General features: G+C 43.3%; 1 tRNA gene. It reads right to left on the bottom strand.

The window, feature by feature from the left end:
* Window positions 1–153 precede the first annotated feature (153 nt).
* Window positions 154–223: transfer RNA gene (locus tag AAEY57_RS21350), tRNA-Phe, on the bottom strand.
* Window position 224: the final 1 nt, after the last annotated feature.

Raw genomic sequence — 224 nt, 5'->3', positions numbered from 1 at the left:
CTAACCGAGTCGAACGGTTGACCTACTGATTACAAGTCAGTTGCTCTACCAGCTGAGCTAAGTCGGCACACTAAACTATGTGCTAAGGCGCGTTCAATCTTTAAGATTGATAACTTAAAAAAAAACCTTGCATAAGCAAGGTTTTAAAATAAATGGTGCCTCGACCCGGAATCGAACCAGGGACACGAGGATTTTCAATCCTCTGCTCTACCAACTGAGCTATC

It is taken from the genome of Pseudoalteromonas sp. MER144-MNA-CIBAN-0113 (genome assembly GCF_040308965.1).
GTDB classification, from domain to species: Bacteria; Pseudomonadota; Gammaproteobacteria; order Enterobacterales; family Alteromonadaceae; genus Pseudoalteromonas; species Pseudoalteromonas tetraodonis.
This window is presented reverse-complemented; position numbering and strand designations above follow the sequence as displayed.